This is a genomic window from Brevibacillus sp. AY1 (assembly GCF_029870785.1).
In the GTDB taxonomy this organism is placed as follows: Bacteria; Bacillota; Bacilli; order Brevibacillales; family Brevibacillaceae; genus Brevibacillus; species Brevibacillus invocatus.
This window is the reverse complement of sequence record NZ_JAFLPN010000001.1, coordinates 121,971-146,322: the sequence shown is the minus strand read 5'-3', so window position 1 is coordinate 146,322 and position 24,352 is coordinate 121,971. Positions and strand designations below refer to the sequence as shown.

Below are 24,352 nucleotides of genomic sequence, written 5' to 3'. Positions count from 1 at the left end.
ACGATAGTAGAATGGAAAAGACCTGACACAAGGTCAGGCCTACTTCTTATTATCATCCATGCGCAATACGGCCATGAAAGCCTCTTGTGGAACCTCGACGGAACCGACAGATTTCATGCGCTTCTTCCCTTCTTTTTGCTTCTCCAAGAGCTTGCGTTTACGCGAGATGTCCCCACCGTAACACTTGGCGAGCACGTTTTTACGCAAAGCACTGATCGTTTCACGAGCAACGACTTTTTGCCCGATGGTCGCTTGGATCGGCACTTCAAATTGCTGGCGAGGAATCAATTCCTTCAGCTTTTCGCAGATGACTTTCCCGCGGGCATATGCGGTATCCTTATGCACGATAAAGGAGAGTGCATCGACCATCTCGCTGTTGAGGAGAATGTCCATTTTCACCAGCTTGGACGCCTTGTAGCCACCCAGCTCGTAGTCAAAGGAGGCATATCCTCTCGTTCCTGATTTCAAGAGGTCAAAGAAATCGTACACGATCTCGGACAAAGGCATGTCGTATTTCAACTGTACGCGGTTCTCGCCCATGTATTGCATGTCGAGGAATTCTCCGCGCTTGCCTTGGCAAAGCTGCATGACATCTCCGACGTATTCTTTTGGCACCATGACGGTAGAGGTGACATACGGCTCCTCGATCATTTCGATCTTTTGAGCATCAGGCATTTTCGAAGGGTTGTCGATTTCGAAAACCTCGCCGTTGGTTCTGGTGATGCGGTAAATAACGCTCGGTGCTGTCGTGATCAGATTGATGTTAAATTCCCGCTCAATCCGCTCCTGGATGATTTCCATGTGCAGCAAGCCAAGGAATCCGCATCGGAAGCCAAAGCCCAATGCTTGAGATGTTTCTGGCTCAAATTGCAACGAAGCATCATTGAGCTGCAGTTTTTCCAACGCTTCTCGCAGGTCGTTGTACTCGCTGGTCTCGATTGGATACAGACCGCAGAATACCATCGGATTGATCTTGCGGTAGCCCGGCAACGGGTCTGAAGCTGGTCTTGCTGCATCCGTGATGGTATCCCCCACACGGGTGTCACCGACTGTCTTGATGGAAGCGGCGACATAGCCAACATCCCCAACGGTCAGTTCTTCTACCTGCGTCTGGCGCGGTGTCGTGGTACCGATTTCCGTAACTTCAAAGGACTTGCCTGTCGCCATCATCTTGATCTTCATACCTTTGCGCAAGGTACCGTTGATGACCCGAATCGAAGCAATGACACCGCGATAGGCATCGAAGTAGGAGTCGAAGATCAGTGCTTGCAGCGGTGCATCTGGATCTCCCTCTGGAGCAGGTACTTTTTTCACAACCGCTTCCAGTACTTCCTTGATCCCGATACCCGCTTTGGCGGAAGTCAGAACGGCTTCACTGGCATCCAGCCCGATTACGTCTTCTACCTCTTGCTTCACACGCTCAGGCTCAGCACTTGGCAGGTCGATTTTATTCACCACAGGAAGGATTTCCAGATTGTTGTCCAACGCCAGGTAGACGTTTGCCAACGTCTGTGCTTCAATCCCTTGGGCAGCATCCACGACCAGAATCGCTCCTTCACAGGCTGCGAGACTGCGGGATACTTCGTACGTAAAGTCCACGTGTCCAGGGGTGTCGATGAGATGGAGAATGTACTCTTCGCCATCATCAGCTTTATAGTTCAAACGCACAGCATTCAGTTTGATCGTAATGCCGCGCTCTCTTTCCAGATCCATCGAATCCAGAAACTGTGCTTCCATCTCACGTGATGACAACGCTCCGGTAAGCTCTAAAATCCGGTCAGCAAGTGTCGACTTGCCGTGGTCAATGTGGGCGATGATGGAGAAATTTCGTATCCTTTTTTGTCTTTCACGACGATCCATTGACTGTTTGTTCCCTCCCACGCGAATCCATTCCATCGTTCCAGATTGCGTCTTGCAAAATGGTCATTGCCATTTTGCTGACCGCAAGCGGTCACATCCACATGTATGAAAAACATCGAAACGTTTTTCACGAAAAATACGCTAACGGTAATTATAACAAACGCTGGATATAGTAGCAACAAAAGAGAAATGGGTGTTTGCCACTACGGGACTCGTCACCTTCCACAATTTATGGTAAAGTATGGATCATCAAAAGGGGGAATGTATGTTTGCAAGCACTACCATTACAACACCTTTCCGAAGCAGATATTCCAGATCTTCTAGCATTGACAAAAGCAGTCGAGTGGGACTACCATGCACCGGAGCTCCATACCTTGTACTCTCTTGGCAAAATCTACGGACATCGAAATGAGAAAAATCAGCTGCTCTCATGTGCTGGCGTGATCCAATATGACGGACATGCCGTAATAGGCTTGGTGATTGTCCATCCTTCCTGTCAGGGGATGGGTCTGGGACACGCTCTGATGATCCGGTGCATGGAAGAGGTTCCTGCGGACGTCCCTATGAGCCCCGCGGACGAGGAAGCAGTCATCCACCTGGATGCACAGGCGACAGGCAGCTGCCGAGCAGATTTTGTACGAGCGCGAATGATCGCGCGAGCCAGCCGCATGCCACAGCGAAATGGCACATATTACGGGATTGCTCGCAGTTTTTAGGCTAGAAAAAACGGACTCTTGTCCTAAGAGTCCGTTTCTCTTCCTGCTTCTCTATCTTTAATCCTTGTTATCCCTTTGCTTCAGCTTCTCCAGCACTTTTGCCGGAAAGATTTTCTCCAAGCTGCTTTGATAACGATTCCCATCCTCCGGCATTTCAAAGCCTTTTACCCGATAGCTATTCCCATCATACTGAATATCGAATGCCATCGGCGCACTGATTCCGGAGGAAAGCTCCTTGTTTTTACTCAAGATTCTAATCCATGCATATACCCTGCGCTGCTCTGCGTTTGGTGCCTCCACATGGAGTAGATCAATCGAAATCTCGCGGTCTGCCCCAAGCCAGTTCAGCTTTTTCCCTTCAGCCTCCAGCCACTGACGAATGAGTGGTTCAACCAAGCTGCGATTGCTTGGTGAAATCCCTGCCTTTACCTCCACAAAAACTTGTCCGAAGTGTTTCCCTTCCGATAGGATCTGCAGCTTCCATATTCCCGGATCCGGTATAACCAGTCCCGAGGGAAAATGGGCTTTGGCGTCATACTGGCTCCCCATGACCTCATAGGTACCCAACTCGACCTGCTGTCCATCTCTGCTGTGAGCGACAATTTCGACCTTTGAAGCAACATCACCATCCAGCAGCCAGAAGAATTTTTGTTGCTGCCCTTCGTATATGCTGGTTTCATCTGTTATCAAGCGAACAGGCTTTTCACCCATATAAGCAAACGGTTTGTTGTCATATGTGCTTTTCACCACAGGAGATGGCTTCCAAAGCACAGGTGTCTCCAAAGCTCCACCAGGCAATAGAGAAGGGGGAGGCTGAGATATGATGGACTCGCTTGGTACTTGGTCTTCGGATTGTGGCCACACCTGCCACATGGCAAAGACCATCAAACAGGCAGCAACTCCAGCCGAACCGACACGAACCCATACTGGCCGGGATCGCTTGCGCAGCCTGTTTCGCACCTTCTGCTCCAGCTCAGGAGTGAACGAAATATCGCGTAATACGCCCTGGTCTGCTCGATCCTTCAACTGTTTTAGCCATTTGTCCTCGTCCATTCCCATCCCTCCTCTTCTCCCATCCGTTGCTTCAACTGCTGTCTAGCACGGTGCAAACGGGTACGCACGGTACCTTCTGATACCCCTAGAACCACTGCCATCTCAGAAATAGACAAATCCGCATAATAATGAAGCACAATAGCCTGACGATAGAATGGAGATAGCCTAAGGACCGCCTGTATCAACTGATCCCGCTCAGCCTGCTCCAGAACCAGATGTTCGGTCGAGACATCTGCGTCACTTTTTATCCAGGAGCGTGGGAGGATATGCCGGAATGACCACGAGCGCAAATAACCCTTGCACTCGTTGACAGCGATCCGATACAACCAGGTATGGATACTGCTCTCATGACGAAAACGGGGCAGATTTCGGTACACCTTGACGAAGACATCTTGCGTAAGATCTTCAGCCAGACTGCGATCCTTGACCAGAAATGTGACGAGTCGAAGCACACGCGTCCCATATTCCCGCATGATTTGCTCAAAAAGAGCTTCGTGCGTAGGCTGCAATTTTTCCACGGACGCGTCCTCCTTCCCTTGGTTACTCTACTGGTTTGATGCAGATCAGCGCATCTTGTTACAAGAATCACACCTATTTTTTTGCTATCACGGTATAGCGCAACTAAAAAGCATCTCCCATTGACATAGGGGAGATGCCTTTCTAATGTGGATTAAAAACGAGAATCTATCTCCGCCCATTTTTTAACGGGTTCATCGTTTTCCACCACATGTATGTCTGATTATCACTTCAGCCAATCACTGTGAGCTGTTTCGGGAATTGCGTCAGCACTTCTACACCAGTCTCGGTAACCAGCACGTTGTCTTCGATCCTTACGCCACCTACACCAGGCACATAGATGCCAGGCTCGATGGTGAAGACCATACCAGCACGCAGCACTTCGTGGTTCTCGCTATGAACAGATGGATATTCATGCACATCCATACCTAATCCATGTCCGAGACGATGCATGAAGTACTCCCCATATCCCTTGGCCTCAATCACGCCACGAGCTGTTTTGTCCAGATGGGCAAAGGTAACGCCCGGACGGATTTCTGCAATCGCCGCTTCATTGGCTGCCCATACAGTTTCGTAAATCTCGCGCAGCTGGTCGTTGATTTCACCCACCGCAAATGTACGAGTAATATCTGAAACATAGCCATTCGCTTCGACACCCAAATCAAACAGCAGCAGCTCGCCTTCCTGTACGGCGCGATTACCCGGCTTGCCGTGCGGAAGTGCAGATTTTTCTCCAGCCAGCACCATCGTGCTAAACGATGGACCTTCCGCCCCCAGCCGCTTCATCTGAAATTCCAGCTCGGCCAGGATTTCCATCTCCGTCACGCCTGGCTTCACTTTTTTCAAACCCTCACGCAATGCATCCTCTACGAGCTGGATCGCGTGCTTCATACGGGCAATCTCATCCTCCGACTTGATCAGACGCATTTCTCGCAGCGGCTGCTCGACGTCTACGAAGCGTGAAGCCGCAACGACTTCACTCATCGCCTCAAACCGCTCCAGAGTCATGTGGCTTTTTTCCAGACCCAACGCTTTTGTATCAGCCGGAAGAGTTTGTTTGAGGACCTCATATGGGTTTTGAATATCGGTATGCGTGTAAATGCTCTGCACGATGGATGCCGCTACCGCAGCTTCACGGTCCAATGCTGGAACGATCAATGATGGCTCCCCCTGTGCAGGAATTACCAGCCCCAGAAAACGTTCATGCGGGTCTGTAAAAAAGCCTGTCAGGTAGTAGACGTGTTTGGGCGATGTAATCAATACTGCGTCCAGCTCTTGCTCTAGCAAAAAGGTATGTAATTTCTGTATGCGTGCTGTAAACAATTTCTTCACCTTGCTTTCACCAGTATTCTATAGCGAGAATACCACTCCGCTCATGAAAAAAGAAGCATTTTTGAAGACGTGGCTACTGCCAGCTTCATGTCGGTGTCTTATTGGCACTCTGGCGATCTTCCCTATTTTTTAGCCTTCAACACGTAAACATTCAGATAGAGAAGGAAAAAAGGGAAGCCAGATCGGCTTCCTGCGATTCGATTAATTCTTCATTCTGGGGTCAAGCGCATCACGCAATCCATCCCCGATCAGGTTGAATCCAAGCACCGTCAGCATGATCGACAATCCCGGGAAGATCACGGTCCACGGGGCTTTCTGAATGTATTGGCGGGAATCAGACAGCATTTTTCCCCATTCCGGTTCAGGTGCCTGAGCTCCTAAACCAAGGAATCCCAATGCTGCGGCTTCAATGATCGCAGTAGCAATGCCCAGTGTCCCTGTCACGATGATCGGAGCCATGCTGTTTGGCAGGATATGCTGCAAGAGGATACGGCTGTCCTTCATTCCAATCGCACGAGCCGCCATGACAAATTCTTCTTCCTTCAAACTGAGTACACGCGAACGAACGAGTCGCCCAAATGTCGGGATGTTGATGACCGCAATAGCCAGCAAGGCGTTTTGCAAGGAAGGCCCGAGAATCGCCACGATCGCAATAGCCAGAAGAATGCTGGGAAAGGCGAGCATGATATCAAAAATGCGCGATATCAGAGTATCCACCCAGCGGCCATAGTAGCCAGACAACAAGCCCAGAATGGTTCCGACCACGACGGAACCGATCACTGCGAACGTCCCGACCCACAAGGAAATGCGCGCACCGTAAATCACGCGGCTGAGTACATCCCGCCCATTGTAGTCTGTTCCGAACCAATGTTCTTCGGATGGCGGCTGGTTCTTCATTTTCAGGTCTCCGACATCGTAGGGATATGGCGCCAGTAGTGGAGCCAAAATCGCCACGAGTACAAAGAACACAATAATGCCCATCCCTACCAAAGCCAATTTGTTTTTCCGCAACGTTCTCCATGCTTCCCGCCAAGGAGAGATTATCTGTTCGTCCGTCTGTTTCAACGGAACGCTCTGCACATTTACTTCTGCCATATCTCCAACCTCCTTAGCGGTATTTGATCCTCGGATCGATGTAGGCGTACAGCAGGTCTACCAGTAAGTTGATCAAGACAAAGATCGTGGCAATGACCAGGATACCGGATTGAATGACCGGATAATCCCGATTCCCGATCGCCGTGAAAATATACCTTCCTACACCCGGCCATCCGAAGATCGTCTCCGTCAGTACCGCACCGCCGAGCAAAAGACCCGTCTGCAAGCCAATAACCGTCAATACGGGAATCAAGGCATTTTTCAACGCATGCTTGTACACCACACCGAATTGGGCCATCCCTTTTGCTCTGGCCGTGCGGACATAATCTGCACGCATGACTTCCAGCATGCTGGAGCGGGTAATGCGTGCAATGATAGCCATCGGAATGGTCCCGAGTGCGATCCCCGGTAGAATCAAGTGCTCAACCACTTCACGGAACTGGTCCCACCGTCCTGCGAGCATGGCATCTACTATATAGAAGTGCGTAATCGCCTGGATAGGATCACGCGAATTGTCACGACCAACTGATGGCAGCCACTTCAGCTCTTGAGCGAATAACCATTGCTCCATCAGACCCAGCCAAAAAATCGGCATGGAAACGCCAATCAGCGCAATCAGCATGGCGATGTAATCAAACCAGGAATTTTGCTTCCACGCAGAGATGATTCCGGCGTTGACGCCGATGATGATAGCAAAACACATACTGAAAATGGTCAGCTCTGCAGTAGCCGCTAAATACGGACCTATTTCTTTCGCGATACTAGCACCCGAGTGAAGCGATACGCCAAGATCACCCGTAATGATTTGCTTCAAATAATCAAAATACTGTATGTACCAAGGATGGTTCAGACCGAGAGCTTCTCGTAAATCTGCAAGTGCCTGGGCACTTGCTTTCTCCCCCAAAATCGTGAGGGCCGGATCACCTGGGATGGCACGTATGATGGAAAATACGACGATTGACATGCCCAGTAGAACGGGGATGAGCATAAGAATTCTTCGGATGCTGTACGATAGCAATGCCATCTCCTCGCTTTCCTTATTTGAAAACTTGGCTCCGTCAAAACGATGGACGGGGCAGTAGTTGAATAGTCGCTGATTAAGGATTCAAGCTTCAAAAACGAAAGAAAAGGGTAAGAAGAAGGATCTCTCCTCTTACCCTTCAAGATCGTCTGAACGTGATGGAGAGGTTTATTTAATATCTACTTTCTCTAAGCTTTCAGAGCCTTTTGGATGTGGTTTGTAGTCGACGACATTGGCTCTTGCAGCCAGAGCAGGTGTAGAGTGAGCCAAAGGAACCATCGGTACATCCTTGAAGATAATTTCTTGCACTTGCTTGTACAGCTGCTCACGCTCTGACTGCGTGCTTGCCTGCTTGGCTTTCATCATCAGCTGGGAAGCCTCTTCGTTAGCCCAGCGAGTGTTGTTGTTTCCATCAATATTGTTCTTATCCAAGAGTGTAGCGAGGAAGTTGTCAGGGTCTCCGTTGTCCCCTGTCCAACCCAGCATGAACATGGTTTGCTCGCCAATTCTCGTTTTTTCCAGATAAGTCGCCCATTCCATTGTCACAATTTCTGTTTCAACACCGATTTTTTTGAGGTCTTGTTGGATAGCTTCCGCGATTTTCACACCATCTGGCATGTAAGGGCGCGGTACTGGCATCGCCCAGAATTGAGTTTTAAAGCCATTCGGGAAACCGGCTTCAGCCAAAAGTTGTTTCGCTTTATCCAGATTGAATTCACGATCCTTGATGCTGTCGTTGTGTCCCCAAAGTGTTGGTGGCATAGGGTTGACGGCTGGTTGGCCCAATCCCGCAAAGAACGCTTCAATAATTTCTGGTTTGTTGATCGCGTGAGAGATGGCTTCGCGCACTTTTTGATTATTAAATGGTTCTTTTTCCACGTTGAAGCCGATATAGCCAATGTTCATGGATGGACGAAGAATTAGCTGCAATTCGCTGTTCGCTTTTACATCTTCCGCATCATCCGGATTCAGACCATCCATCAGGTCGATCTCTCCGTTGATCAGTGCAGTCAGCCGTGCCGTATTTTCTGGAATGGCCTTGAATACAAGCGTATCCACTTTCGGATAGCCCGCATTCCAGTAGTCAGGATTCTTTTCCAGTGTGATGGTGTCGTTGCGTTTCCACTCTTTAAATTTGAATGGACCTGTACCTACTGGCTTCTCTGTAAAACCGTCAGCTCCAGCCGCTTGTACAGCTGTTGGTGATGCGATAGCAAAAGGAGACATTCCCAGATTCTGAATAAATGGCGCCAGCGGATAGTTCAACGTAAATTTAACTGTACCAGGGTCTACAGCTTCGACAGACTTGATGACGTGGTTGGCATCTCCCTTGTAGCCGCCGAACATGTCATTGTAATAGTAGTAACCGTCCTGATTGTGGAAAGGATTGCTCTTGTCCATCCAGCGCTCAAAGTTCCATTTGACTGCTTCCGCATTAAAGTCAGTGCCATCATGGAACTTGACTCCTTTGCGAAGCGTGAACGTATACGTCAGGCCGTCTGGAGAAACCTCCCATTTTTCAGCCAGTGAAGGAACTACTTTTGTACTTTCCTCTTCGTAGCCTACCAATGTGTCATAAATATTTTCGGTTACCTTGAACGATTCACCATCTGTCTCTCTGATCGGGTCTAGTCCTACGGAGTCGCCACCGCGTCCAACGATCAGCTGCTTGGGACCTTCCTTGGCAGGCTCTGGTGCAGGTGCTGGCGTTTGCGCGGGCTGTTCGGTCTTGGCTGGCTCTGTCGGTGGAGCTTGAGTCGTTTGAGAGCAACCTGCGAGCAGCATGGCAATCGCCAGTAGGCTGGTCATGGTTGCCGAAAGAATTCTTTTCTTCATGACTTTAATCCCCCTCTTCTACGTGTTAAATCAAGATTCATACGTGTACGCATCATATCGACCTGCTTCGCATCCCCCCTTTAAAAGGTTGCGGGATCATAGAATCTGTTTCGTCGACGTTTAAGCCTGGTTGTATAAATGACAAGCCACAAAGTGATTCTTCTCGATTTCCTGGAACTCAGGTCGCACCGTTCTGCACTTATCCTTCACGCGCGGACAACGCGTATGGAAGGTACAACCGCCAGGAGGATTGGCTGGGCTTGGCACATCGCCTTCCAGAATGACTCGTTCCCTGACAACATCAGGATCTGGCGTCGGCACAGCGGACATCAATGCCTGTGTGTAGGGATGGAGCGGATTGCTATAGAGCTGACTGCTTGTGGTCAGCTCGACGATTCTGCCTAAGTACATCACACCGACCCGATTACTGATGTGGCGAACCACACTGAGATCATGAGCAATGAAAAGATAAGTAAGGCCCATATCCTTTTGCAAGTCCTGCATCAGATTCAGCACCTGTGACTGAATCGAAACATCCAACGCAGAGACAGGCTCATCTGCTACGATCAGCTTGGGCTTGAGCATCAGTGCTCTGGCAATGCCAATCCTTTGGCGCTGCCCCCCACTGAATTGATGGGGATATCTCCTCGCGTGATAGCTGTTCAAGCCCACGACCTCCAGCATTTCGGCAACTTTCTTTTTCCGTTCGGCCGACGTGCCGATTCCGTGTACGATCAAAGGTTCTTCCAGAATCCTCTCAACATTGTGACGAGGATTCAGGGAAGCAAACGGATCTTGAAAGACGATCTGCATATCCCGTCTCATTTTGCGCATATCATCCGGCTTCAGATTCATCACATCGACGCCATCGAAGCGGATCTCGCCTGCCGTAGGCTCTATCAACCGCAGCAAAGCCCGACCTGTCGTCGACTTTCCGCAGCCGCTCTCTCCTACCAGCCCTAGCGTCTCTCCTTTTTTGACAGAGAAAGAGATATCGTCCACCGCTTTGACAACGCCTACCTCTCCCCCAAGGACGCCGCCTGTGATTGGATAGTATTTTTTCAAATTGGAAACTACGAGAAGTTCTTCAGCCACCTGCATGCTCCTTTCGGGTTAAACACTCAGCCAACAACGTGAGCGATGATTTTCGCCCACAGCTACCAGCTCTGGCATCTCTTGTCGGCAACGGTCAACCGCCTGCTCGCAGCGAGGGGCAAACCGGCATCCGGTTGTAAGGGAACCTGGAATTGGTACATTTCCCGGAATGGAGTAAAGTCTCTCTTGGGATTCTTCCAGCTTGGGCAGGGAGTTTAACAAGCCAATCGTATAGGGGTGCTTGGGCTCCTTTAGAATCGTTCGAACATCGCCTTCCTCGATCACTTTGCCAGCGTACATAACCACGACGCGATGGCACATCTGCGCGACGACACCCAGGTCATGCGTGATCAGCAAAACAGCAGTGTCTGCATCCCGATTCAACTGTCTCATCAGATCCAGGATTTGCGCCTGGATCGTCACATCCAGTGCGGTAGTAGGCTCGTCTGCAATCAACAGCTCAGGGTTGCAAGCCATTGCCATCGCAATCATGACGCGCTGGCGCATGCCACCTGACAACTGGTGGGGGTACTCATCTACTATCGCTTCTGCGCGCGGGATTCCTACCTTTTTCAACATCTCTATCGCTCGTTGCCTCGACTCTTTTTTACTAGCTTTCGTATGTATTCGGACAGCTTCGCCGATCTGATCGCCAATCGTAAACACGGGATTCAGCGAGGTCATCGGCTCTTGGAAGATCATCGCGATTTCATTACCGCGAATCTCTCGCATTCTTTTTTCACTCGCAGTAACCAGATCTTCCCCTTTAAAACGAATCGTTCCTCCTACGATTTTGCCGGGAGGATTGGGGACGAGCTTCATGATAGACAGGGAGGTCACACTTTTTCCGCAACCGGATTCCCCTACGATGCCCACCACTTCACCTTTATGTACCTTGATCGAAACGCCATCTACCGCTGGAATCTGACCTCGGTCTGTGAAGAAGTGCGTTTGCAGGTTTTCAATATGAAGGACTGGATGAGACACACGGCGCACCTCTCTTATCGTTATATTCATACCTTTTACAATATTACTGACATTATGCCATTTGTTCTATATTTTGGCAATAATTAAATTTCTCAATAATTATTTTTTTATAAATTTTTTAACTAGTCATAATTATTAATTTTCCCTTTCATAAATTTGCTGATTTTCGTTGAATTACATGACTTTCTCGTACCAAGCAACGAAAAAAAGACCTGTCGAAACAGGTCTTTCGTCGCTATACCTTTCTTCCTAGTATCCATTTAATGGCAAACCATTTCATGGTTCAAAGAAGGCCCCCACCCACTCCACAAATACCTTTGCACCGCTTTTGATCGTACTTCCCAGATTCGTTCCCATACTGCTCATGTAATTAACGATCTGGTCGGGGTTAGCCGTTTGCACCTGCTTGCCCATCACTGCGATTTCCATCTGGCCTTCCTCGACCTTTTTGATATAGAACGTTTGCGGCTGTTGTTCTGGCAACCCGCTCACCTTGGATATCCCTCTCTCTGCCGTCTGCAATCCAATCACGACCCCGACCAGCAAGATCATCAACAAACCCGTCAGTTTCACCGTCACATTCATACCCGCTCACCTCTTCTCCGGTTCTTCAGCAACCGGATTCGCCACTTTTTCTGCTTTGAGGTAATACGCTGCGAATACATCAGCCAAAGCTTCGGCAGTATTCAAGCTTTCCTCCAAGGTGTTGTCTGTACCACCTATTTCCATTAACAGGCTTCCCGGAGATATGGACTGGTTATACTCGCCATGATCTGTTTTTGCGCCTTTTTCCATCACGCCTCTTGAAAGCTCCGGATACATTTCTTCCATCAGCTTGTGCAGCTCCGTGGCGAATGCTTCGTTCTTCTGATGGTTCTTGTTGCGCTTCCCGATGACGAACATGACGCGTGCGTAGGTTTTTCCTTTGATCGTTGCGGTTGTTTGATCACGAGGTGCAGTATCCCGGTGTAAATCGAAGAAGTAATGCAGATCGCGATTTTCCTGTGCGGCCGTTTTTATGACTTGCAGAGACTGAGCGTAAGAAAGCGCGTAATCCATTTTCTTGTTCAAAAGATCCTGGTAGATGTCATGGTCGCTCACATCCGAGCCGACTCCTCTTTCATTCAGCGCTTCGGAGAGTCGCTTGCTTATCATAGAAATGTTGCGTGTCGGATGATCCAGTGAACTTCCGACGTACTTGGTCTCGCTAGTCCACGACTCCCTGTTGTGAGAGGTATAGACATACACCACTTTTTTACCGGAAGGAGCAGGTGTTGCCTTCGGTGGATTTTTCTCATCGTCTGGCTTGATTTCCGGTTGCGCAGCTTCCGGTGCCTTCTCATCTGTTGGGGATGGAAGCGGCTCGGCTTGCGAAGCATCAATCACCTGTTTCGGATGAGGCGGATACTCCACGTATAAATCCGATAATCGCGCACCTTTCCCTTCGACGATAAAGCGCGCATCGTCCATTGTTACCATTCCCGGGAGTTCTCTTCCCAGCAAGCTGCGCAAATCCCCCGGGTGGATACTGGTCGCCAGTTCAAACAAGAAACCTGTTACACTGTCGGGAGGTCGATCTCCCTGTACCGTCTCATTCAATCTGGGAATCTCCTGACCCATCCACGTCAAAAACGCGAGGCTGGAAATCTGCGAGGCAGCCTGCTGAATCGTGGTTGAGGCGATATTGATTCGGTTGTTGCTCAGGGCAAAAACACCCGTAAGCAAGAACAAAAATGCGGTAATGAAGGAAAGGACCACAAATTGGCGCTGTATGAGGGCAGCCATCTGTCTCACTCCTCTGGCTGTATCATTGACAGCGGATCGCTCATTGCTCTTCCGCTTGTCTATGCTTTAGCCTATGAAGGTCATAGAGACGATAGAACCCTCTTTTCTAGCTTTTCTCTCAAAATCTTACTCCGCTTTTTCAAAACGCTAGTGAGTGTAAGAAGCGCTGTTTTCTTCGTCCACAGCTCTGTGCAGGGAACGGTTCAGTCCCGTCGCAATCACATTTGCTACGCCTTCGATAAATTCGTCCACTTCCTTGGGCGTGACGACCAGGTCCTGTCCGAGCGGACGCAGCACTTCGTGAATCAGTTGACGCTTTTCTTCTTCCGGCAGCGAACCTACCAGACCCATGAAGGTCTTCCGCGATTCCATATCAGGAAGGTCTTCTTCTGTATACGGTTCCTTTCGTTCCGGCAGTGTACTCATGGCAAGCTTGTTGAATGCCCGCTTGCTCTCTTGCATGGATTGACCAAAATGGCCGAGCAGGTACGTAATCGCATCATTGACAATGGTAGAAGCAAACACGACTGTCGGCACCCCGATGGCAATAACCGGAACACCTAGAGATTCCTTGTCGAGTGCTTTGCGCTTGTTGCCTACCCCAGACCCCGGATGAATGCCTGTATCCGAAATTTGAATGGTGGTATTAACCCGGTGCAAAGCACGGGAGGCAAGCGCATCTACACAAATCACAAAATCCGGTTTGCTTTTTTCAACGACGCCAAAGACGATCTCACTCGTCTCGATCCCGGTAATCCCTAACACGCCCGGCGAGAGTGCGCTAACCTCCCGATATCCGTCACCCACGGTTTCTGGGGCAATTTGATACAGATGCCGCGTCACCAGCAGATTTTCTACAACGAGCGGGCCTAGAGCATCCGGTGTGACATTCCAGTTTCCAAGTCCGACGACCAGTGCCTTTTTGTCTTCCGTAATGCCCAGCTTTTGCAGAAAGTCGGCAAACTCCACTGCAAAGCGTTTTGTCACCTGCTCTTCAATCGAGGTATCATTATCGCGCAGCTTGGGGACCTCAATCGTCAGATAATGGCCAGGCAGCTTTCCCAACTGCTTTCCAGCCTCCTCAGTCTGCACGTGCAGGCGGGTGACTTGAATGCCAGGCTCACTGTCGTCTGCTTGCAGCCAAACACCTGAAATGCTGCTTTCATTTTGCTGCTGCGCCAGCTCATGTGCTTCCACTGCAAGATCGGTTCGTATTGAATAGCCTGACAGATCAATGTTGTGTTCCATTTCTCCTTGGCCTCCTTCTTTCGTCTCTGAGAAAAACGTCTCGACGTTTTTCATAAAATTTTGATGCGACCGCTTGCGGTCAAGCAAAACGGTTGTGACCATTTTGTTCCTGCTACTAGGGTGCTTGAATCCCACAATTTTATTCCAAATCCTCTTCTTGCAAATGGGTACTGTGCATGCTAGAATTACTTTGTTGTATGACTGTATGTCTATGGTCGTCTAAGGAGGTGACACACATGCCAAACATTAAATCCGCGATCAAGCGCACCAAAACAATTGAAAAGCGCCGCGCACACCGTGCTTCTCAAAAGTCTGATCTGCGCACTTCCCTGAAGAACTTTGAGAAAGCCGTGGCTGCTTCCGATGTAGCATTGGCTAAATCGACTCTTCTGGTGGCTGTGAAAAAGCTGGACAAGGCCGCTTCGAAAGGTCTCATTCATAAAAACGCAGCAAACCGTCAAAAATCCCGTTTGATGAAAAAGCTTAACGTTCTGAACGCTCCTGTAGCGTAAGAGACCGACGAACAGCAAAAACCCGCGAACTCGTTCACGGGTTTTTTTCTTTGCCTGCATCTACGCCCTTTGACGTTCTTCGTGAGCGCGTGCTATAAACAGCTCCAAGGCCAGCAGCTTGTCTACTTGACCAGACTTGATGCGATAATCCTCTTCGGCTAAAATCCCCAGCAGTTTCTTTAACGAATCCTCGGAAAAATGTCGTGCCTGTTCCATCGCTTTTTTTACCGCATAAGGATGAATTTTCAGCATCCCCGCTAGCTGCTGCTGTGAATAGCCACGCGGTGACCATTGCCTGACGTGCAGAAGCAAGCGGAATTGACGAGCAAACAAAGAGAGCAGCTTGATTGGTTCTTCTCCTGTTTTCATCAGGTCGTACATCATGCGCATGGCTTTGTCCAGTCTCCCGATCGCGACTTGTTCAATAAGAGCAAACACATCCTGCTCCAGCGTTCGTGAAGACAGCAGCTCAATACTCTGATCAGTAATGGACCCTCCGGCTCCGACATAGAGTGCCAGCTTTTCCAGCTCCTTATCCAGCAGACGCAATTCGCCACCGACTCTCGCCACCAGCTTGATCGCCTGCTCGCGCTGAATCCTCGCCTGGTACTTCTCAGCCCTGCGCTCTACCCAGCTGTAGAGATCCACGTCCTTCATTAGCGGAAAAGGAATCATCTTAGCTTTTTGCTGCAAGCTCTTGACCAGCTTCTTGCGTTCGTCCAGCTTTTCCGAATCCGTATGCAGGATCAAGCTGGAGTATGCAGGTGGATTTTGCATGTATGTGAGCAGACTGTCCGGATTACTTTCCACTTTTGCTGGTGGCTTGCTCCCGGTCAGAAAGTAAGCTTGTCTGGCAATAACAAGCCGATGCTCTCCTATAAAAGGCAGGGTCTCGGCATCCTGCAGAATCTCTTGGAGTGGCGTCTCCGAACAATCGTATATACTTATGTTTAAATCGTTGAACGCGGGGTCAACCATCTCTCGTCTGGCCAGTGCCATGAATTCTTCTGCAAGAAAGGACTCTGGTCCATAGAGGACGTAGATTGGCGCAAACTGTTTTTGTCTGATTTCCCTTATGGCCGATAGTAACGGCATGAAACTCCTTCTCCCCTCATCCTTCTTTCCAGCGTAATTATAACACACGATGTTTCGGGAAAAAGAAAAAACCGCCCCTATCGGCAGCGGTTTTTCATCCTTTGGCACCTCTATGTAAACGTTGGGGGAAGAGCCCCGGGATTCATCCTCCCCAAACGGTAAGCAGGGGGTGCTTGATACTTTACTATACGTAAGAAACCCCTTGCTGGTGCCGGTCCACTGAAGTGAAAGCCACATTTTCACCAAGTGTTAATCAGACTGCGATCGTACGACCATACTGACGCTTCGATTCCTTTTTCTCGTCATCGTCGTCATCATGGTCGTCATCATCTTCGTCATCATCTTCGTCATCTTTATCTTTATTTTTTTCGGATTTTCCTTTGTCTTCCTTCTTGCTTTCCTTGTCCTCTACCTTACTCTCTTTGCGCATCTCTTTGTCTTTGTCTTTTTCACTCTTGCTGTTGTTGTCATCGTCCGATTTTTCTTCCAATCCGAACGGAAATGCCGGCGGCTTGGGCTCTCTTGGCACTGGCTTCATTGGAAGAACAACAGGTACCGATTGTGCCGGTGGATTTTGGACTTGCCTTGGAGGTGTCACCGGTGTTTTGTTCACCGTCTTGGAAGGTGTCTCGACCTTTTGTTGCTTAGGCGGTTGTGTTTTTTCAGTTGCTGGCTTCTCCTCCCCAACCTCAGTAATGGGCGTAGGATTAGTGCTTGGTTGAGGGGCAGGCGGTCCGATAAAAGCCGGAGGCTCCACAGCCGTTGGAGTAATCGTTGACCCATGAGTGGCAGGATCATCCTCTTGTTTCCTCGCTTCGTTGCCAACGAGCAGAACGCCAATCAACAAACATGCTGCTACAGCTGTACTACCGATGCGAGCAAACCAAACTGTCTTGTTTTTCCACTTTTTCGATTCAGAAGGCTGAGACGACGTTCGTTTCACTTCTAGAGTTGGCAGGACTACCTCATTCAGATCAGCCTTGGCAGCAGGTGTGGCGGCTGCTGATTCCAGCTTCGGCAGGATCGAATCCACGATACTGTACGAGGGGACGACTGGGGGCAGTTGTTCTAATTGTAGAGACACACTTTTCAAACGGTTGTACTTCAGCTGCAAGTCGGAATCCTTCTCGAGGAGCGCAAGCAAGGCTGCCTGTTCTTCAGGCGCCAAATCCCCGTCCAAATCACGCTGCATCCATTCCCAAATCTCTACGTTGGTCATCAACCGATCCCCCCTTTCTGATAGTCGTACAACAGTTCCTGCAACTGTTGTCTAGCCCGAAACAAATAGGACTTTACCGTATTTAACGGCAGATCAAGCGTCTCCGCAATTTCCTGGTAGGAGAAGTCCTCCAGATAACGGAGTACTACGACCAATCGGTACTGCTTGGGCAGCCTCCCGATGGCTTCCTGGATGTCATTTGACAATCCAGTGAGAAGGATCTCATCTTCTACGTTGTTTCGATCAGGAATAATGAGTTCGTGCTCGTCTATTGAGACCGTCTCCTTCTTGGTGCGGAACTTATCCATACACACATTGCTCACGATGCGCTGAACCCAGGTCGTGAACTTCGCCTTTTCTTGATACGTATCTAATTTGCGATAAATACGAATCAATACTTCCTGGGAGGCATCCAATGCATCTTGTTCATTCCCTAAAATATAATAAGCGCTGCGGTAAACGGAGTTCTCAATAGATCGAAGCAGTTGAACAAGCGCCTCATGATCCCCGGACTGCGCTTTCCTGATCAGCTCTGCTTCCTGCATATCTTCTTCTCCCCCCTACAGACGGGTCGCTGCTAGAAAAGGTTGCAACCTATTTATGTATCGGATATTGCTGTTTTCCATGATAAACCCTGAGATGAAATCACGAGTGTCACTGCTCCGTGATGATCGGTACGATAGAGAGCCTCTACTGATTTTCCCAATCTCCCCAGGACTTCCGGTGCCGGGTGTCCATATCTGTTGTGCTGTCCTGCTGAAATGACGGCATACTTCGGTTGTGTCACTGCCAGAAAATCCATAGTGCTGGACGTTTTGCTCCCATGATGCGCTACTTTCAATACATCGATCACAGGCAGGCCATGAGCCAGCAGATGTTTTTCTCCATCCGTCTCGATATCGCCAGTAAACAAGACTGTCCTTCCGAATGCCGTAAGCTGCAGGACGACAGATGCATCGTTGCCTAAAAAGTCTGTTGATTGTCCCGGATGCAGCCACTTCCACTCCACGCCGGGCATGTCTGTCCAGCTCTGCCCAGGTTTCCCTGTCCAAATGGGGACGCCCTTTGCCTCAAATCGCTGGAGAAGCTCCTGTTCCTTCCCTTCTGGTTTTGTTGGGTTCACCAAAACGCCACCAAATGAGATTCGCTGCAGTAGTGCAGTCATTCCTCCAATATGATCGGCATCGCCATGAGTGAGTACCACTCGGTCGATATGAGCGATGCCTCTTGCCCGCAAAAATGGGAGTACGACATCCTTTCCCACCTCAAACGGATCCCTTTTTTCTCTCCACGGTTCACGAATGGTCCAAGCAGGATTTCCACCTGCATCCATTAAGTATACCTTCTGTTGACCAACTTCGACAATGATTGAATCCCCTTGCCCGACATCAAGGAAGGTAATTCTCACTTCTTCTCCACCTGAAAAAGGCTGCCTGGCGAATACCAGAAGAGCCACAAACAGGATCAGGGCAAGCGTCAGGTCGCGTTTGCGATGGTAGCCACGATTCCACAAAATGGGCAATGAAATCAAAAAAATGGTGTATAAAACCAGCCACCACCATGCTGGATGCGGCCAGTGCGTAAACGGAATCTTCCAATCTTGCAGCGCAAATAAAGGAGTGTGGACCCATTCCAGCAGCTTGGTAGATATCCACACAGGCAAACTGGACAAAGCCGGGTGTAGCAGACTGAACAGCAGGGCCATGTAGCCCAGCGGCAGTACGATCGAGGACAGGACGGGTGTCACGATCAGATTCACTCCCCAAGACAAGAGAGAGAACTGATGGAAATGATAGACAAGAAAGGGAAAGGAGACAATCTGTGCAGTCGTCGTGACAGCAAGCAGGACCCGAAGCCAGCTCGGCAGCCTTGTACAAACATATAAACTGTAAGGGACGAAGATGATTAACCCCAAAGTCACAGCAAACGAGAGCTGAAAACCGACATTCCATAGCTGATGCGGATCAAACAGCAGCATGATGATCAATGCGCCAGCCCACACCTCTCGTCCGTCCAAACGCCTGTTCCACACCTGACAAGCCAGTCCAACGCCCCCCATCATCCCGGAACGCACTGCAGATGCACTCGCACCGACCAGAAGTACGTATCCGACTAAAAATATGATCGTGGCCATCAACGCCAGATTCCGCTTCACGCCTGCCTTTTCCAGTAACCACATAAACATGCTGCTCACCAGTGTGACATGAAGTCCTGAAATCGCCAACACATGGCTCAAGCCCAGCTCCGCATACATGTCCCCCCATTCAGGAGAAACATCATCCCTCACACCGAGCAATAGAGACTTCATGTAACCTGCCGTTTGTTCATCAGCAAACAGGGACTCAATTCTAGCAGCGGCGTCTGTCTGCCACTGCTGAAATTGCCCCCATACGGAATGGTCCTCACGAAAAATTTGCACATCAGAAAAGGATGTTTCTGCCATCACAAAAACACCCTGCAATTCCAAGTATCGTGCATAGTCAAAAGCATGTGGATTGCGTGCCGTAGGAGGATTGTAGAACTTCACTGGAGCAATAATCTCACTCCCATGCCTCCACTTCTCTACCCGAGCAGCCTCCTCTTCTGTGTCCAGCTTTACCCGAAGTGCGACTCTCTCATTTGCTGATAGGCTCTCCCAGCTGCCATCGCTCTTTTTTATCCCTTTCACAGAGTAGAACAGTCGCGCAACATCACCATCACGCACCAGAGGAGTTTCGATAGAGCCTCTTGTCAGGATCGTCGCTTCCTGTACAGCAAGAGGTACCAGTTCCGTACGCTGCAAATACTCATACCCTGTAAAATAGAGACCTGATAGAATAGATAATAGAATGAGTGGGGTCTTTCCCGGACGCTTCGATGGATGAAGCCAAAGGCAAATGACGAGCCAGATGCCAGCAACAGCCAGCATCCAAGCAGGATGTACATAAGCGGAAAGCAGATAACCCGTGACAAGCGAAATACTTGCCCGAAGAACCATCGCGGATCCCCTCCATCCCGTGTCGAAAGCTTATTTTCCCGCCCTGATTATATCCATGGTTCCCGGGACAAAAATAGGAGTATCGACGCTTTATTACAAGGTTTTACGGCCATTTCCTGGTCATTTGGAGAGATTGCGCTGACTGTCGATCCGTGATAGAGTTAGCAAGAGCAATCAGTGAGAGGAAGAGTCAAGTCAATGTGTGGAATCGTATCGCTTTACAACAAACGTCAAGCGCCTGTTCAACAAGAAACGATCAGCGCGATGACTGGAGTCATCTTGCACCGGGGTCCAGACGATGATGGCTTCCATCTCGAAGAAAACATCGCCCTGGGCTTTCGTCGTTTAAGTATCATTGACGTGGAAGGCGGACATCAGCCGCTGTTCAATGAATCACGAGACATGTGGATCGTAGGCAATGGAGAAGTGTACAACTACAAAGAACTGCAACAATGGTTGAAGGATTCCGGACACATCTTCCAGACCGATTCTGATATTGAAACCATCCTGCACCTGTATGAAGAAGTGGGAACTGACGCACCGAAGCACTTGCGCGGCATGTTTGGCTTTACCATCTGGGACGGCCGTAAAAAACGACTGTTTGGTGCACGCGATCACTTCGGAATCAAGCCCCTTTACTATGTAGAAACCGCTGATTCAATCGGGATTGCAAGTGAGATCAAAAGCTTGCTGGAGCTTCCCGGACTACGTCGCGAAGTGAACAAAAAGGCCTTTTATCACTACCTTACCTTTCAATACGTACCCGATCCCGAAACCATGTATGAGGGAATTTACCGCATTCCACCTGCTCACTCCTTCGTGGTGGAAAATGACAAGATCACACTAGAGCGTTATTGGGATGTCCATTTTCAACCGGACGAGAGCAAGCCTTTTTCCTACTTCGTGGAAGGCACTCGCAGTGTCTTGCTCGAATCCATCGACAAGCACCGGATCAGTGAAGTGCCACGCGGAGCCTTTCTTTCCAGCGGTGTCGATTCCAGCAGCATTGTAGCGATGATGCGTACCTTTGAACCGGTGAAGACCTTCTCGGTCGGCTCCGACATCCCCGGCTACAGCGAGCTGGACTTCGCAAAACGCACCGCAGCCTTCCTGGGTACCGAACATCATGAGTTGGTCGTCAACGCCCAGCAGTATATGGATGAATTGCCGCGCCTGATCTGGCATCAGGATGAACCGGTGGCCGACCCATCCGCCATTCTGCTCTACTTCGTCGCAAAAATGGCAAGTGAACATGTAACCGTCGTCTTGTCCGGAGAAGGGGCCGATGAATTTTTCGGAGGCTACAACATTTACCGCGAGCCGCATTCGCTCAAAATGTTCTCTGGCATGCCTGGCTGGATGCGTCATTCCATCGGCTATATGGCGGAACATCTGCCTGACCAGGTAAAAGGGAAAAACTTTTTGATTCGCGGATCGAAAAAAGTGGAGGAGCGCTTCTTCGGCAACGCTTTGATTTTCAGCGAAGAGATGAAGAGACGTGTCGTCATGGATGATATCGCCAACTCCAGCTTCTACGTATCGCCTTTTACAGTCACCTCGGACATCTATAAGCGCGCTGCCCAATACGATGATGTGACCAAGATGCAGTACCTGGACATTCACACTTGGCTGCGCGGCAACATCCTGATGAAGGCTGACAAGATGACTATGGCCAATTCTCTGGAGCTACGTGTTCCGTTCATTGACACCAAGGTGTTCGAATTCGCCTCCACCATTCCGACCAAGTACAAAATTGCGAACGGTACAACCAAGCACGTCCTGCGTGAAGCGATGAAAGACTTCTTGCCAGCTGAAATCAAGTCGAAAAAGAAACTGGGCTTCCCGGTTCCGACACGCACCTGGTTGAAAAACGAATTTTACCAATGGGCGAAGGAAATCATCTTCGAATCGAAGGTGGACGACCTCATCAACAAGGCCTATGTGTTATACATGCTGGATGAGCATCGCGAGGGCAATGCCGACTACAGCCGGAAAATCTGGACGATTCTCGTCTTTATGCTTTGGCATCAGATTTTCATCGAGCAAAAGCACACCTTTGGCCCTTATGTAAGTCCCAATGTAGAAATTCGTCGCAAGAAAAACGCTTTCCAGCATATTGGTTAAGCCATAGCAAATAAAGTTGCACCCCCTCTCTTTCTTTTCGTAGCATCCTCGTAAGAGACAAGTTGATCTCTTTAGATGCACGCAAAGAATGAGGAGGGGTTTTTTTATGCTTTGGGAATGGTGGGAGCGGTATCGCCGTCTGCTCGTCGGGATTGGTGCTCTCTTCTTTCTTGGGAGCAGCGTCTGGCTGTACCACTCCAGCCAAGGATCAGCGCAGGAGGAATGGCCGTTAACGCCTATCTCCGGGATCGAAAAGGAAGCATTAGACACAGCGATACGTGCTGAGGAGCCTAAGCAAGAAACACTTGAAGCTGAGCCTCCTCCTCCAATCCTGGTAGACGTCAAGGGCAAGGTAAAAAAACCGGGCTTGTACTCCTTTCAGGCTGGCATGCGCGTAGCTGATGCGATTCGTCAAGCAGGCGGAACGTTGCCAGATGCCGATCTTGAACAGATCAACCTCGCCCAGCCACTGCTGGATGGAGCAGCCGTTGTGATTCCATCCAAATCTGACACGGAGCCTCAGACGCTCAATCAGGCTGTGCCCGGACAGCTCATCCCCTCCTCTTCTGATCCTGCCGGTCAAGGCTCGGGTGGGACGATCAATATAAACACCGCAACAGCAGCCGAGTTGATGTCCCTGCCAGGCATTGGCGAAGCAAAAGCGCAAGCCATCCTCCAATACCGAACAGAAAAGCAAGGTTTCCGTTCACCGGAGGATATCAAGCTCATTTCAGGTATCGGGGACAAAATGTACGAGCGGCTGAAGGATCGTATTCGTATTCGTTAGATGATGCGCGAGGGTCATGATCGCCTTCTTTTCCTCATATGATGGGGAAAGAATCAGAGGAAGGAGGTATGGACTTGAACAGGATTGGAGTCATTGGTACGGGCAGTATGGGCAGTATTTTGCTGGAGGCCTGGTTAACAGCCAAAGCCTTATCGCCCACGCAGCTCATCGTACACAACCGAACCCCTGCTAAAGCTGTTCGTCTAGCGGAAAAATACCCAGGTTTGAGCGTCGCACAAAGCAATACAGAAGTGGCGCAAACATCCAGCATCCTGCTTTTGTGCGTCAAGCCCTCTGAATATAACGTCTTGCTAGAACAACTGGCCCCTGCCTTAACGACGAACCATTTAATGATTACGATCACCAGCCCGATTAAGCTAAAACAACTGGAGGCCCAAGTTCCCTGCCCCGTAGCGAGAGTCGTCCCAAGCATTACCAATGCGGCCAAAAGCGGCGTCAGTCTGTGCGAGTTCGGCTCGCGGATCACCCAGCAGCATCGACAAAACATCTTCTCCCTGTTTTCTACGATCAGTCAGCCCATTGAAGTATCCGAAACCTATTTGCGGGTAAGCTCTGACATAACTAGCTGCGGTCCAGCTTTTTTGAGCTATATCCTGCAGCAGATGATTGAAGATGCTGAAAAGGAAACCGGATTATCCCACGAAGCGGCTACCTACCTGGTAACACATATGCTGATCGGGATGGGCGAGCTGCTTAAACAGGAACTATTTACTCTTCCAACCCTGCAGCAGCGCGTCTGTGTACCCGGCGGAATTACCGGTGAAGGATTGGTAGCTTTGCAAAAAGGTGTGCCCGGATTGTTCGCAGAGGTGTTTCATCGTACACACGCCAAATTTGCGGAGGATCAGGAGCTGGTTCAACAACAGTGGAAGAATCATGTGAAACAGCTTTGATGGATATTAGAAAACTTGGCTACGGCCAAGCTTTTGGCGGAGCCTTAGTTGCACTTATACTATCTTCCGCTAATCTTTTTAGCGCTTTAGCGCACTTAAACTTTCCGATAGTAAAATAAAAAGGAGTGGGCCCATTTAACAGGTTCCACTCCTCTTCCTATGTTACTTCCGTCCGTCCAT

21 protein-coding genes are annotated in these 24,352 nt (G+C 49.6%); 5 read left to right on the top strand and 16 right to left on the bottom strand.

Features of this window, described 5'->3' with window-relative positions; genetic code table 11:
* Window positions 1-39: 39 nt before the first annotated feature.
* The gene (gene lepA / locus JZI27_RS00760) at window positions 40-1,860 is read right to left on the bottom strand and encodes a translation elongation factor 4 (protein WP_251243600.1); all 1,821 of its coding nucleotides are present in this window, start codon (window positions 1,858-1,860) and stop codon (window positions 40-42) included.
* 269 nt (window positions 1,861-2,129) lie between these two features.
* On the opposite strand from lepA, the gene JZI27_RS00755 reads away from it, so the two are divergent.
* Window positions 2,130-2,576 (top strand): GNAT family N-acetyltransferase, encoded by a 447-nt coding sequence (locus JZI27_RS00755; protein ID WP_251243601.1) that lies wholly within the window; start codon window positions 2,130-2,132, stop codon window positions 2,574-2,576.
* 57 nt (window positions 2,577-2,633) lie between these two features.
* Here the strand turns inward: JZI27_RS00755 and JZI27_RS00750 are convergent, their stop codons facing one another.
* The 11 genes from JZI27_RS00750 to gpr all read right to left on the bottom strand — a co-directional run bounded on the left by JZI27_RS00750 (window position 2,634) and on the right by gpr (window position 14,544).
* The gene (locus tag JZI27_RS00750; protein WP_280206268.1) at window positions 2,634-3,629 is read right to left on the bottom strand and encodes a hypothetical protein; all 996 of its coding nucleotides are present in this window, start codon (window positions 3,627-3,629) and stop codon (window positions 2,634-2,636) included.
* Entirely contained in the window at window positions 3,608-4,147 is a 540-nt protein-coding gene (locus tag JZI27_RS00745) for a sigma-70 family RNA polymerase sigma factor (RefSeq protein WP_280206266.1), read from the bottom strand. The genes JZI27_RS00750 and JZI27_RS00745 overlap by 22 nt, the downstream gene beginning before the upstream one ends.
* 229 nt (window positions 4,148-4,376) lie before the next feature.
* Window positions 4,377-5,468 (bottom strand): M24 family metallopeptidase, encoded by a 1,092-nt coding sequence (locus tag JZI27_RS00740; RefSeq protein WP_280206773.1) that lies wholly within the window; start codon window positions 5,466-5,468, stop codon window positions 4,377-4,379.
* 210 nt (window positions 5,469-5,678) lie between these two features.
* A complete protein-coding gene (locus JZI27_RS00735) occupies window positions 5,679-6,572 on the bottom strand; it encodes an ABC transporter permease (RefSeq protein ID WP_122907223.1) in 894 nt (297 codons plus the stop codon).
* 13 nt (window positions 6,573-6,585) lie between these two features.
* A complete protein-coding gene (locus JZI27_RS00730; RefSeq protein ID WP_183184757.1) occupies window positions 6,586-7,590 on the bottom strand; it encodes an ABC transporter permease in 1,005 nt (334 codons plus the stop codon).
* Window positions 7,591-7,761: 171 nt separating this feature from the next.
* A complete protein-coding gene (locus JZI27_RS00725; protein ID WP_122907225.1) occupies window positions 7,762-9,429 on the bottom strand; it encodes an ABC transporter substrate-binding protein in 1,668 nt (555 codons plus the stop codon).
* Window positions 9,430-9,549: 120 nt separating this feature from the next.
* Window positions 9,550-10,524, bottom strand: coding sequence for an ABC transporter ATP-binding protein (locus JZI27_RS00720; protein ID WP_122907226.1), 975 nt, complete (start codon window positions 10,522-10,524; stop codon window positions 9,550-9,552).
* A gap of 18 nt (window positions 10,525-10,542) precedes the next feature.
* The gene (locus tag JZI27_RS00715; protein ID WP_280206259.1) at window positions 10,543-11,511 is read right to left on the bottom strand and encodes an ABC transporter ATP-binding protein; all 969 of its coding nucleotides are present in this window, start codon (window positions 11,509-11,511) and stop codon (window positions 10,543-10,545) included.
* Between the two features lie 276 nt (window positions 11,512-11,787).
* Window positions 11,788-12,096, bottom strand: a complete 309-nt coding sequence (locus JZI27_RS00710; RefSeq protein WP_122907228.1) for a DUF3679 domain-containing protein — start codon at window positions 12,094-12,096, stop codon at window positions 11,788-11,790.
* A 6-nt stretch (window positions 12,097-12,102) separates the two neighbouring features.
* Complete coding sequence (spoIIP, locus tag JZI27_RS00705; protein WP_280206256.1) at window positions 12,103-13,296, bottom strand: stage II sporulation protein P; 1,194 nt, start codon at window positions 13,294-13,296, stop codon at window positions 12,103-12,105.
* A 147-nt stretch (window positions 13,297-13,443) separates the two neighbouring features.
* The gene (gpr, locus tag JZI27_RS00700) at window positions 13,444-14,544 is read right to left on the bottom strand and encodes a GPR endopeptidase (protein ID WP_280206254.1); all 1,101 of its coding nucleotides are present in this window, start codon (window positions 14,542-14,544) and stop codon (window positions 13,444-13,446) included.
* A gap of 236 nt (window positions 14,545-14,780) precedes the next feature.
* Between gpr and rpsT the strand changes: the two genes are divergently transcribed.
* On the top strand, window positions 14,781-15,056 hold the full coding sequence (gene rpsT, locus JZI27_RS00695) for a 30S ribosomal protein S20 (protein WP_122907230.1): 276 nt from the start codon (window positions 14,781-14,783) through the stop codon (window positions 15,054-15,056).
* A gap of 60 nt (window positions 15,057-15,116) precedes the next feature.
* On the opposite strand, the gene holA is transcribed toward rpsT, so the two are convergent.
* The 4 genes from holA to JZI27_RS00675 all read right to left on the bottom strand — a co-directional run bounded on the left by holA (window position 15,117) and on the right by JZI27_RS00675 (window position 20,347).
* The gene (holA, locus tag JZI27_RS00690) at window positions 15,117-16,151 is read right to left on the bottom strand and encodes a DNA polymerase III subunit delta (RefSeq protein ID WP_280206251.1); all 1,035 of its coding nucleotides are present in this window, start codon (window positions 16,149-16,151) and stop codon (window positions 15,117-15,119) included.
* Between the two features lie 253 nt (window positions 16,152-16,404).
* Window positions 16,405-17,370, bottom strand: a complete 966-nt coding sequence (locus JZI27_RS00685; protein ID WP_280206250.1) for an anti-sigma factor — start codon at window positions 17,368-17,370, stop codon at window positions 16,405-16,407.
* Window positions 17,370-17,915 carry an RNA polymerase sigma factor gene (locus tag JZI27_RS00680; protein ID WP_122907232.1) on the bottom strand — a complete coding sequence of 182 codons (546 nt, stop codon included), beginning with the start codon at window positions 17,913-17,915 and terminating at the stop codon, window positions 17,370-17,372. Before JZI27_RS00680 ends, JZI27_RS00685 begins: the two co-directional genes overlap by 1 nt.
* A 53-nt stretch (window positions 17,916-17,968) precedes the next feature.
* Window positions 17,969-20,347: a DNA internalization-related competence protein ComEC/Rec2 gene (locus tag JZI27_RS00675; RefSeq protein WP_280206248.1), complete on the bottom strand. Its 2,379-nt coding sequence runs from the start codon at window positions 20,345-20,347 to the stop codon at window positions 17,969-17,971.
* 198 nt (window positions 20,348-20,545) lie between these two features.
* On the opposite strand from JZI27_RS00675, the gene asnB reads away from it, so the two are divergent.
* The 3 genes from asnB (at window position 20,546) to comER (ending at window position 24,172) form a co-directional block, all read left to right on the top strand.
* Window positions 20,546-22,471, top strand: a complete 1,926-nt coding sequence (asnB, locus tag JZI27_RS00670) for an asparagine synthase (glutamine-hydrolyzing) (protein WP_122907234.1) — start codon at window positions 20,546-20,548, stop codon at window positions 22,469-22,471.
* Between the two features lie 106 nt (window positions 22,472-22,577).
* Window positions 22,578-23,258: a helix-hairpin-helix domain-containing protein gene (locus JZI27_RS00665; RefSeq protein ID WP_251243611.1), complete on the top strand. Its 681-nt coding sequence runs from the start codon at window positions 22,578-22,580 to the stop codon at window positions 23,256-23,258.
* Window positions 23,259-23,332: 74 nt separating this feature from the next.
* Window positions 23,333-24,172 (top strand): late competence protein ComER, encoded by an 840-nt coding sequence (gene comER, locus JZI27_RS00660; protein ID WP_280206245.1) that lies wholly within the window; start codon window positions 23,333-23,335, stop codon window positions 24,170-24,172.
* Window positions 24,173-24,352 lie beyond the last annotated feature (180 nt).

What these genes read in the sequence shown, in the direction of transcription:
- lepA (WP_251243600.1), bottom strand. Translation starts at nt 1,860, where the DNA reads ATGGATCGTCGTGAAAGACAAAAAAGGATACGAAATTTCTCCATCATC.
- JZI27_RS00750 (WP_280206268.1), bottom strand. Translation starts at nt 3,629, where the DNA reads ATGGACGAGGACAAATGGCTAAAACAGTTGAAGGATCGAGCAGACCAG.
- JZI27_RS00735 (WP_122907223.1), bottom strand. Translation starts at nt 6,572, where the DNA reads ATGGCAGAAGTAAATGTGCAGAGCGTTCCGTTGAAACAGACGGACGAA.
- JZI27_RS00725 (WP_122907225.1), bottom strand. Translation starts at nt 9,429, where the DNA reads ATGAAGAAAAGAATTCTTTCGGCAACCATGACCAGCCTACTGGCGATT.
- JZI27_RS00710 (WP_122907228.1), bottom strand. Translation starts at nt 12,096, where the DNA reads ATGAATGTGACGGTGAAACTGACGGGTTTGTTGATGATCTTGCTGGTC.
- spoIIP (WP_280206256.1), bottom strand. Translation starts at nt 13,296, where the DNA reads ATGGCTGCCCTCATACAGCGCCAATTTGTGGTCCTTTCCTTCATTACC.
- gpr (WP_280206254.1), bottom strand. Translation starts at nt 14,544, where the DNA reads ATGGAACACAACATTGATCTGTCAGGCTATTCAATACGAACCGATCTT.
- rpsT (WP_122907230.1), top strand. Translation starts at nt 14,781, where the DNA reads ATGCCAAACATTAAATCCGCGATCAAGCGCACCAAAACAATTGAAAAG.
- holA (WP_280206251.1), bottom strand. Translation starts at nt 16,151, where the DNA reads ATGCCGTTACTATCGGCCATAAGGGAAATCAGACAAAAACAGTTTGCG.
- JZI27_RS00685 (WP_280206250.1), bottom strand. Translation starts at nt 17,370, where the DNA reads ATGACCAACGTAGAGATTTGGGAATGGATGCAGCGTGATTTGGACGGG.
- JZI27_RS00680 (WP_122907232.1), bottom strand. Translation starts at nt 17,915, where the DNA reads ATGCAGGAAGCAGAGCTGATCAGGAAAGCGCAGTCCGGGGATCATGAG.
- JZI27_RS00675 (WP_280206248.1), bottom strand. Translation starts at nt 20,347, where the DNA reads ATGGTTCTTCGGGCAAGTATTTCGCTTGTCACGGGTTATCTGCTTTCC.
- asnB (WP_122907234.1), top strand. Translation starts at nt 20,546, where the DNA reads ATGTGTGGAATCGTATCGCTTTACAACAAACGTCAAGCGCCTGTTCAA.
- JZI27_RS00665 (WP_251243611.1), top strand. Translation starts at nt 22,578, where the DNA reads ATGCTTTGGGAATGGTGGGAGCGGTATCGCCGTCTGCTCGTCGGGATT.